The 9,447-nt window shown below is 72.1% G+C and carries 7 protein-coding genes and 1 pseudogene; 3 read left to right on the plus strand and 5 right to left on the minus strand.

All coding sequences use genetic code 11. From position 1 onward, the window contains the following. The 3 genes and pseudogenes from zwf to tkt all read right to left on the minus strand — a co-directional run. Window positions 1-1,070 (minus strand): glucose-6-phosphate dehydrogenase (gene zwf / locus VR44_RS27365; protein WP_045950289.1); only part of this gene is annotated, 1,070 nt, incomplete at its 3' end. A gap of 2 nt (window positions 1,071-1,072) precedes the next feature. After that, window positions 1,073-2,207: pseudogene (tal, locus tag VR44_RS27370) on the minus strand (transaldolase). A 34-nt stretch (window positions 2,208-2,241) separates the two neighbouring features. Then, window positions 2,242-4,329, minus strand: coding sequence for a transketolase (tkt, locus tag VR44_RS27375; protein ID WP_045950286.1), 2,088 nt, complete (start codon window positions 4,327-4,329; stop codon window positions 2,242-2,244). Window positions 4,330-4,648: 319 nt separating this feature from the next. On the opposite strand from tkt, the gene VR44_RS27380 reads away from it, so the two are divergent. From VR44_RS27380 to VR44_RS27390, 3 genes are all read left to right on the plus strand, one after another. Further along, window positions 4,649-5,590 carry a heme o synthase gene (locus tag VR44_RS27380; protein WP_045950290.1) on the plus strand — a complete coding sequence of 314 codons (942 nt, stop codon included), beginning with the start codon at window positions 4,649-4,651 and terminating at the stop codon, window positions 5,588-5,590. A gap of 39 nt (window positions 5,591-5,629) precedes the next feature. Then, window positions 5,630-5,989: a hypothetical protein gene (locus tag VR44_RS27385; RefSeq protein WP_045950291.1), complete on the plus strand. Its 360-nt coding sequence runs from the start codon at window positions 5,630-5,632 to the stop codon at window positions 5,987-5,989. Between the two features lie 94 nt (window positions 5,990-6,083). Further along, window positions 6,084-7,178 (plus strand): amidohydrolase family protein, encoded by a 1,095-nt coding sequence (locus VR44_RS27390; RefSeq protein ID WP_045950287.1) that lies wholly within the window; start codon window positions 6,084-6,086, stop codon window positions 7,176-7,178. 70 nt (window positions 7,179-7,248) lie between these two features. Here VR44_RS27390 and VR44_RS27395 read toward each other — a convergent pair whose 3' ends face one another. Next, entirely contained in the window at window positions 7,249-8,238 is a 990-nt protein-coding gene (locus VR44_RS27395) for a COX15/CtaA family protein (protein WP_211275133.1), read from the minus strand. A 4-nt stretch (window positions 8,239-8,242) separates the two neighbouring features. Beyond that, the gene (locus VR44_RS27400) at window positions 8,243-9,379 is read right to left on the minus strand and encodes a hypothetical protein (protein WP_045950288.1); all 1,137 of its coding nucleotides are present in this window, start codon (window positions 9,377-9,379) and stop codon (window positions 8,243-8,245) included. Window positions 9,380-9,447: the final 68 nt, after the last annotated feature.

The raw sequence follows: 9,447 nt of genomic DNA on the forward strand, positions 1-9,447 counted from the left end.
AGGTAGAACGGGACGCCCGCCCAGCGGCGGTTGTTGATCTCCAGGCGGATGGCCGCGTAGGTGTCGGTCTTGGAGTTCGGGTTGATCCCGTCCTCCTCCAGGTACCCCTTGACCTTCTCGCCGCCCTGCCAGGCCGCCGAGTACTGGCCGCGCACGGTGTGCTTGCCCAGGTCCTCGGGGATCTGGACGGCGCTGAGCACCTTGAGCTTCTCCGCCACCAGGGCCTTGGGGTGGAAGGAGCCGGGCTCCTCCATCGCCGTCAGCGCCAGCAGCTGGAGCAGGTGGTTCTGGATGACGTCACGGGCGGCGCCGATTCCGTCGTAGTAGCCGGCCCGGCCGCCGATGCCGATGTCCTCCGCCATGGTGATCTGTACGTGGTCGACGTACGACCGGTTCCAGATCGGCTCGAACATGGTGTTCGCGAAGCGGAGCGCCAGGATGTTCTGGACGGTCTCCTTGCCGAGGTAGTGGTCGATCCGGAAGACCTCGTCCCGGGGGAAGACCTCGTGGACGACCTGGTTGAGCTCTTCCGCGCTCTTCAGGTCGTGACCGAAGGGCTTCTCGATGACGGCACGCCGCCAGGAGCCTTCCTTCTGCGCCAGCCCGTGGTTCTTGAGCTGCTGGACCACCTTGGGGAAGAACTTCGGCGGGACCGAGAGGTAGAAGGCGAAGTTCCCGCCCGTGCCCTGCGCCTTGTCCAGTTCGTCGATCGTCTGCTTGAGCGTCTCGAAGGCCGCGTCGTCGTCGAACTCGCCCTGGACGAACCGGCAGCCCTGCACGAGCTGCTGCCAGACCTCCTCACGGAAGGGGGTGCGCGAGTGCTGCTTGACGGCCTCGTACACCTCCTGGGCGAAGTCCTCGTCCTGCCACTCGCGGCGGGCGAACCCGATCAGCGAGAAACCCGGAGGCAGCAGGCCGCGGTTGGCGAGGTCGTAGACGGCGGGCATGAGCTTCTTGCGCGACAGGTCACCCGTAACGCCGAAAATCACCAGGCCGGACGGTCCCGCGATGCGCGGGAGCCGTCGGTCCTGTGCGTCACGAAGCGGGTTCGCTCCGTTCACCGACAAAATACTCAGTCCTCCGCGGGGGCGAGGCGCTTCAGCTCCGCCTCGGTCGACTTCAGCAGGTCGTTCCACGACGCCTCGAACTTCTCGACGCCTTCGTCCTCGAGCAGCTGCACCACATCGTCGTACGAGATGCCCAGCTTCGCGACCGCGTCCAGCTCGGCGCGCGCCTGCTCGTACGTGCCGCGGATGGTGTCGCCGGTGACCTCGCCGTGGTCGGCGGTGGCCTCCAGGGTCGCCTCGGGCATGGTGTTCACGGTGCCGGGGGCGACCAGGTCCACCACGTACAGGGTGTCCTTGTACGCCGGGTCCTTGACGCCGGTGGAGGCCCACAGCGGGCGCTGCTTGTTGGCGTGCGCCCGGTCCAGGGCGGCCCAGCGGTCGGAGGAGAAGACCTCCTCGTACGCCTCGTAGGCCAGACGGGCGTTGGCGAGGGCCGCCTTGCCCTTCAGGGCCTTGGCCTCGTCGGTGCCGACGGAGTCCAGTGCCGACGGAGTCCAGGCGCTTGTCGATCTCGGTGTCCACGCGGGACACGAAGAAGGAGGCGACGGAGTGGATCTCGGCGAGGTCCAGGCCGGCGGCCTTCGCCTTCTCCAGGCCCGCCAGGTACGCGTCCATGACCTCGCGGTAGCGCTCCAGCGAGAAGATCAGCGTGACGTTGACGCTGATGCCCCGGCCGATGACCTCGGTGATCGCCGGCAGGCCGGCCTTGGTCGCCGGGATCTTGATGAGCGTGTTCGGGCGGTCCACCAGCCAGGCGAGCTGCTTGGCCTCGGCGACGGTCGCCGTGGTGTTGTGCGCCAGACGCGGGTCGACCTCGATCGACACCCGGCCGTCCTGGCCCTGGGTGGAGTCGTAGAGGGGGCGCAGGATGTCGGCGGCGTCGCGGACGTCCGCCGTGGTGATCATGCGGATGGCCTCGTCGACGGTGACCTTGCGGGCGGCGAGGTCGGCGAGCTGCTGCTCGTAGCCGTCACCGCTGCTGATGGCCTTCTGGAAGATCGACGGGTTGGTGGTGACACCGACCACGTGCTGCTGGTCGATCAGCTCGGCGAGGTTGCCGGACGTGATGCGCTTGCGGGACAGGTCGTCCAGCCAGATCGCCACGCCCTCGTCGGAGAGGCGCTTGAGTGCGTCTGTCATCGGAATTGCATCTCCTACTGGTTCTTGTGCCGGGTCAGCGCGCAGCTGCGGCGAGGGAGTCCTTGGCGGCTGCGGTCACGGCTTCGGCGGTGAGGCCGAACTCGCGGAACAGCACGGCGCCGTCCGCCGAGGCACCGAAGTGCTCCAGCGAGACGATCCGGCCCGCGTCCCCGACGTAACGGTGCCAGGTCAGACCGATGCCGGCCTCGACCGCGACTCGCGCCTTGACGGAAGGCGGCAGGACGCTGTCCTTGTATTCCTGGGACTGCTCCTCGAACCACTCCACGGAGGGCATCGAGACGACCCGGGCGGGCACGCCCTCGGCCTGCAGCGCCTCGCGCGCGGCGACGGCGAGCTGGACCTCGGAGCCGGTGCCGATCAGGACGACCCGGGCGGGGCCGCCCTCGGCCTCGAACAGCACGTAGCCGCCCTTGGCCGCGTCCTCGTTGCGCTCGTACGTCGGCACGCCCTGGCGGGTGAGGGCCAGGCCGTGCGGGGCGCCCTTGCCGAACACCTTGGTGTGGCGGCGCAGGATCTCGCGCCAGGCGATGGCGGTCTCGTTGGCGTCGGCCGGGCGGACCACGTTCAGACCCGGGATGGCGCGCAGCGAGGCGACGTGCTCGACGGGCTGGTGGGTCGGGCCGTCCTCGCCGAGGCCGATGGAGTCGTGCGTCCACACGTACGTCACCGGCAGGTGCATCAGGGAGGACAGGCGGACGGCGTTGCGCATGTAGTCGGAGAACACCAGGAAGGTGCCGCCGTAGATACGGGTGTGGCCGTGCAGCGCGATGCCGTTCATGGCCGCGGCCATGGCGTGCTCGCGGATGCCGAAGTGGATGGTGCGGCCGTACGGGTCGGCCTCCGGCAGCGGGTTGCCCACCGGCAGGAACGAGGAGTTCTTGTCGATGGTCGTGTTGTTGGAGCCGGCCAGGTCGGCCGAGCCGCCCCACAGCTCCGGGATGACCGCGCCGAGCGCCTCCAGGACCTTGCCGGAGGCGGCGCGGGTGGCGACGCCCTTGCCGGGCTCGAAGACGGGGAGCTTGTCCTCCCAGCCCTCGGGCAGCTCGTTGGCCTCGATGCGGTCGAAGGCGGCGGCGCGCTCGGGGTTGGCGGTGCGCCAGGCGGAGAAGTCCTTCTCCCAGGCGGCGCGGGCGTCACGGCCCCGGTCCAGCAGGCCGCGGGTGTGGGCGATGACCTCGTCGGAGACCTCGAAGGTCCGCTCCGGGTCGAAGCCGAGCACGCGCTTGGTGGCGGCGACCTCGTCGTTGCCGAGGGCCGAGCCGTGGGCGGCCTCGGTGTTCTGGGCGTGCGGGGCCGGCCAGGCGATGATCGAGCGGGCGGCGATGAAGGACGGGCGGCCGGTCTCGGCCTTGGCGGCCTGGAGGGCGGCGTACAGGGCCTTCGGGTCGAGGTCGCCGTTGGCCTGCTGCTCGACGCGCTGGACGTGCCAGCCGTACGCCTCGTAGCGCTTCATGGTGTCCTCGGAGACGGCCGTCTCCGTGTCACCCTCGATGGAGATGTGGTTGTCGTCCCACAGCAGCACCAGGTTGCCGAGCTTCTGGTGGCCGGCCAGCGCCGACGCCTCGTGGGAGATGCCCTCCTGGAGGCAGCCGTCGCCCGCGATCGCGTAGATCATGTGGTCGAACGGGGAGGTGCCCGGGGCGGCCTCCGGGTCGAACAGACCGCGCTCGTAGCGGGCGGCCATGGCCATGCCCACCGCGTTCGCGACGCCCTGGCCCAGCGGGCCGGTGGTGGTCTCGACGCCGGCGGTGTGCCCGTACTCGGGGTGGCCGGGGGTCTTGGAGCCCCAGGTGCGGAACGCCTTGAGGTCGTCCAGCTCCAGGCCGAACCCGCCGAGGTAGAGCTGGGTGTAGAGGGTCAGGGACGAGTGCCCCGCGGAGAGCACGAAACGGTCACGGCCGACCCACTGGGGGTCGGACGGGTCGTGGCGCATGACCTTCTGGAAAAGCGTGTACGCGGCGGGGGCCAGGCTCATCGCCGTACCGGGGTGTCCGTTCCCGACCTTCTGGACCGCGTCGGCGGCCAGGATGCGGGCGGTGTCGACGGCCCGCTGGTCCAGTTCGGTCCACTCGAGCTCTGGGGTGGTCGGCTTGGTGCTCACCGTTGGTCAGGGCTCCTCTCCACATGTCGTTTCCCGGTGACGAACGGTGACACCGGGGCGATTCCGAGCCTACCCCCGCCAGCGCGTGCGGCTATTCGAGTGCCGGTAGTGCGTCGCCGTCCCGGTGTCCGCCGTTCACCTGGGATCCGCCGTCGATGATCTTCCCGTCGGCCCGATCGGCTCAACACGAGGCGACCCCCGCGCAGGGCGGGGCAAGAGCTACGTCTACAGTGGCGTGGTACGCGCAAGCCTTTACCGAGCCTTCATTTACTGGAGGCATCGCTTCGGAAGCTTGCTGGATTCTCTCTCAGGGGTGTGCGTGACGGCCGTCGAATCCCGTCCAGCGGGGGTACTCGGGACGAGCCCCGGTCACCGGCCGTTCGGGGCCCGGGTCATGGCTTTCGTGGCTTTGACCAAGCCGCGGATCATCGAACTTCTGCTGATCACCACAGTGCCGGTGATGTTCCTCGCCGAGGGCGGCGTGCCGTCGCTGTGGCTGGTGCTCGCCACCTGCTTCGGCGGCTACCTGTCGGCGGGCGGCGCCAACGCGCTCAACATGTACATCGACCGGGACATCGACGCCCTGATGGACCGCACCTCCCAGCGGCCCCTGGTGACCGGCATGGTGAGCCCGCGGGAGTGCCTGGTCTTCGGCATCACGCTCGGGGTCGTCTCGACCCTGTTCTTCGGCCTGCTCATCAACTGGCTGTCGGCCGCCCTCGCGCTCGGCGCGCTCCTCTTCTACGTGGTCGTCTACACGATGCTGCTCAAGCGCCGGACCGCGCAGAACATCGTCTGGGGCGGGATCGCGGGCTGCATGCCGGTGCTCATCGGCTGGTCGGCCGTGCGCAACGAGGTCTCCTGGGCCGCCGTCATCCTCTTCCTCGTCATCTTCTTCTGGACGCCGCCGCACTACTGGCCGCTGTCCATGAAGGTCAAGGACGACTACGCGCGGGTCGGCGTGCCGATGCTGCCGGTCGTGGCGGGCAACAAGGCCGTGGCGCGCCAGATCGTCCTCTACAGCTGGGTGATGGTCGCCGTCTCGCTGCTGCTCACCCCGCTGGGGTACACGGGCTGGTTCTACACCTCCGTCGCGCTGCTGGCGGGCGGCTGGTGGCTGTGGGAGGCGCACGCGCTGAGCGCCCGGGCCAAGGCCGGAATCACGGGCGCGAAGCTCAAGGAGATGCGGCTGTTCCACTGGTCGATCACCTATGTGTCGCTGCTCTTCGTGGCCGTGGCCGTGGATCCCTTCCTCCGCTGATGCTTCCTCCCTTGATTACCCGCCGGTAGCATGCGGTCCATGGCAGACACCGCAGACACCGCACAGACCGCAGAGGCCGCGGACAAGAAGCACAGCCGCACGGCGGCGAAGCTGGCCCGGCAGATCGGCGCGTTCGCCAAGGAGCACGGCGGCGCCGAGGGCCAGCTCGCCCACATCGGCCAGGCCGGCACCCGGATCGTCCTCGTGGGCACCGACGGCGGCTGGGGCGACCTGGTCGCCCCCACGTACGCCGTGGCGCAGCTCGCCGCCGAGAAGGCCGGGCTGACCCTCCACGAGGACTTCGACGGCGAGCTCGCCGCGCGCGTGAGGACCGGCCCGTACGAGTGGACCCGCATGGCCGGGATCCAGGTGGGCGGTCCGGCCAACCCGGCCGCCTGAGCCGCAGGTCAACGCCCGGGGCAATACTTCATACCCCGCTCACCCGTTAGGACGTGTGGAAGCCGCTTCCTCACGTCCGCAACGGGATGCCCGGATGATCGAAACGCCGCCCCTGGTGGACCAGCACTGCCACGGAGTGCTCCGTACGGAGCTGGGGCTCGCCACCTTCGAGGCCCAGCTGGTCCACTCGGCCGGCCCGCCGGCCGCCGGCACCACCTTCTTCGACACCCAGACCGGCTTCGCCGTACGCCGCTGGTGCCCGCCCCTGCTCGGCCTGGAGCCGCACTGCGCGCCCGCCCGCTATCTGGCCCGGCGGCGCGAACTCGGGGGCGCCGAGAGCGGCCGGCGGCTGCTGAGGGGCTCCGGGGTGGGCACGTACCTCGTCGACACGGGAGCCCCCGGGGACCTCACCGGGCCCAAGGAGCTGGCCCTCGCCGGGGACGCCGAGGCCTTCGAGGTGGTCCGGCTGGAACGGCTCGCCGAGCAGGCCGCCGACACCTCCGGGACCGTCGCCGCCTTCCTCGCCGACCTCGCCGGTGCCGTCCACCACGCCGCCTCGGGGGCCGTGGCCTTCGGCTGCGGGCCCCACGCCGGTTACGCGGCCGCCCTGGACGCGGCCCCGGAGCCGCCCGGACCCGGAGAGGTGCGCGGGGCGGCCGGGCGGTGGCTGGCCGCGCGGGCCCGTGGCGGGCCGGTACGGGACCCCGTGCTGCTGCGGCACCTGCTGTGGAGCGCGGTCGCGTCCGGGCTGCCGCTCCAGCTGCACACCGGCGGGGCCGGCCCGGAGCCGCTGACCGGGTTCGTACGGGCCACGGCGGGGCTGGGGGCGCGGCTCGTCCTGCTCGGGGGGTACCCGGACCACCGGCACACGGCCCGGCTCGCGGCCGCGTACCCGCACGTCCACGCCGACCTCGGCCCGGCCCTCGCCCGCACGGGGGCGCGGGCGGGCGCCGTACTGGCCGAGCTGCTGGAGCTCGCGCCGTTCGGGAAGCTGCTGTTCTCCAGCGGCGGCTGCGGTCTGCCCGAGCTGCACGCGGTCGGCGCCCTGGTGTTCCGGGAGGCGCTGGGCCGGGTCCTGGGCGGCTGGGTCGCCGACGGGGCCTGGTCCTGGCGGGACGCGGACCGGGTGGCGGGGATGCTCGCGGCGGGCAACGCCCGCCGCGTCTACCGGCTGGACGAACGGGGGTGACCCCGTCGCCGCGGCGGCGGCTCCGCCTCCGGGGAGCTCAGCCCCCCTCGGCTCAGCCCCTCCCCTCGGCTCAGACCGCCGAGAGCTCCGCGTCCTCGCGGGCCGGGGTCTGCGCCGGTTCGGCGGAGCGCTCGCGCAGGCTCAGGGCGAGGCGCAGCACGGAGATCCACACCAGGCAGGAGCCGAGCATGTGGACGGCGACCAGGACCTCGGGGAGCGAGGTGAAGAACTGCACGTAGCCGATGGCGCCCTGGGCGAGCAGGACGAGCAGCAGGTCACGGGCGCGCGCCCGGGTGTCGGCGGGGGCGTCGACCACCCGCAGCACCAGCCACATCGCCACGCCCAGCGCGCACACCAGCCAGGCGGCGATCGCGTGGACGTGGGCGGTGGTCGCCCAGTCGAACGGCATCCGCTTGATCTCGCTCTTGTCGCCGGCGTGCGGCCCGGAGCCGGTCACGACGGTGCCCGCCGCGATCAGGACCAGGGTGGTGGCGATCAGCGCCCACGACAGCTTGCGGACGGGGCCCGGCACGCGCGGCCGGGGCGCGCCGTCACCCTCGCGGGTGCGCTGCCAGGTGATCGTGGTGACGGCGAGGAGGCTGGTGGCCAGCAGGAAGTGCCCGGCCACGCTGTACGGGTTCAGGCCCGTCAGCACGGTGATGCCGCCGAGCACGGCGTTGCCCATGACCAGCGCGAACTGGGTCCAGCCGAGCCTGGTCAGGGAGTGCCGCCAGGGCTTGGCGGAGCGGGCCGTGAGGATCACGGCGCCGACGGCCGCGCAGAGCACGTACGTGAGCATCCGGTTGCCGAACTCGACGGCCCCGTGGAAGCCCTGCGCCTGGGTCACGATCAGGCTGTCGTCCGTGCACTTGGGCCAGGTGTCGCAGCCGAGGCCGGAACCGGTCAGCCGCACCGCACCGCCGGTGACGACGATGAGCACGCTCATCAGGACCGCGATCGCGGCGGCACGCTGGACGATCCGGGGTGACGGGGTCCAGCGGGCGGCGAGGTATGCGAATGGGTTCAACACGGCCCCTATCGTATGCGCCCCTTTGTGCAAACTTTCACGAGGGGGCGGGTGCGGGGGCGTCGGGCCCGACGACCAGGCGGAACCTGGCCCCGGCCGGGTCGCCCTCCTCGTGCCACCAGACCCGCACCCGCCACAGGCCCGAGTCGCCGGGGTACTGCGGGGAAGCCATGAAACCCCGCACCACCTCGGTCCCCACGTCCTCGGCGGTCCGCTGCCGCACCTCCGCCGAGCCCCGCCAGGGGGCGGGGGCCACGCTCCACAGCCCGTCGGCGCCGCGCACCTCGACGCGCCACACCGCGCGCCAGGGGGTGACCTCCAGCATGGTGGCGACCTGTTCGGCGTCCAGCCCCAGCCGGGCGGCGACCGCCTCCTCGGAGGCGCCCTGGATGCGGGCGGCCACCACCGCCTGCGGCAGCAGCCGCTCGGGCAGCAGCCCGCCGGCCCGCAGCACGGCCAGGGAATCGAAGGACAGGTAGCGCAGCCGCAGCTCCAGCTGGCGGCCGATGTGGTCCAAGGCCTCCTCCGCCTCCTGGGCCTCCTCGGGCCCGGGGGCGGCGAGCAGCAGCCGGCGGAACCCGGCCTCGGCGTCCACCGCCCAGGCGACGGCGTCGGCGGCGAAGCCCAGCTCCGCCAGGCGGTCCCCGAGGAACACCTTGGCCTGCGCGAGCCCACGGCGGTTGACCGGGTCGTGCTGGTCGAGCCCGGCCCACACCTCGACGGCGGCCCGGGTCAGGTCACGGGCCCGCTCGCCCGCCGCCCGTTCCATCGCGCCGGGGCCCTCCTCCGCGGCCTCGCCGAGCGGATGCCGGGGCAGCCGGGCGGCGTCGCTCAGCGGCCAGGCCAGCCAGACCCCCTGGTTGATCAGCCCCCGGGCGTACCACCGGGCGTACTCGGGCGCGTGCCCGGCGGCCTGCTGCGCGTGCCGCAGGCCCTCCTCGATGGCGGCCAGCGCCCCCGCCCGGTCCCCGGCGGCGAACCGGCGCCCGGCGAGGTCGCCCAGGCGCAGCCCGAGCCGGGCCGCGCACTCGGGGTCGGTCCGGGCGGGCTCGCGCAGCGCCGCGATCAGCTCGGCCAGCAGCTGGTCGGCCTCGCCGGGCCCGGCCTGAGCGGCCCCGGACCGGATCCGCGCCCACTGCCCGTCCAGCCGCAGTGCGGCCTCCCGCTGCCCCATGCCCGTCGTCCCCCGGCGTCGCCGATCCGCTGTCGCGGGAGGTGGTCGTCCTCCCGCCTGCCCAACGT

It is taken from the genome of Streptomyces katrae (genome assembly GCF_000966975.1).
In the GTDB taxonomy this organism is placed as follows: Bacteria; Actinomycetota; Actinomycetes; order Streptomycetales; family Streptomycetaceae; genus Streptomyces; species Streptomyces katrae.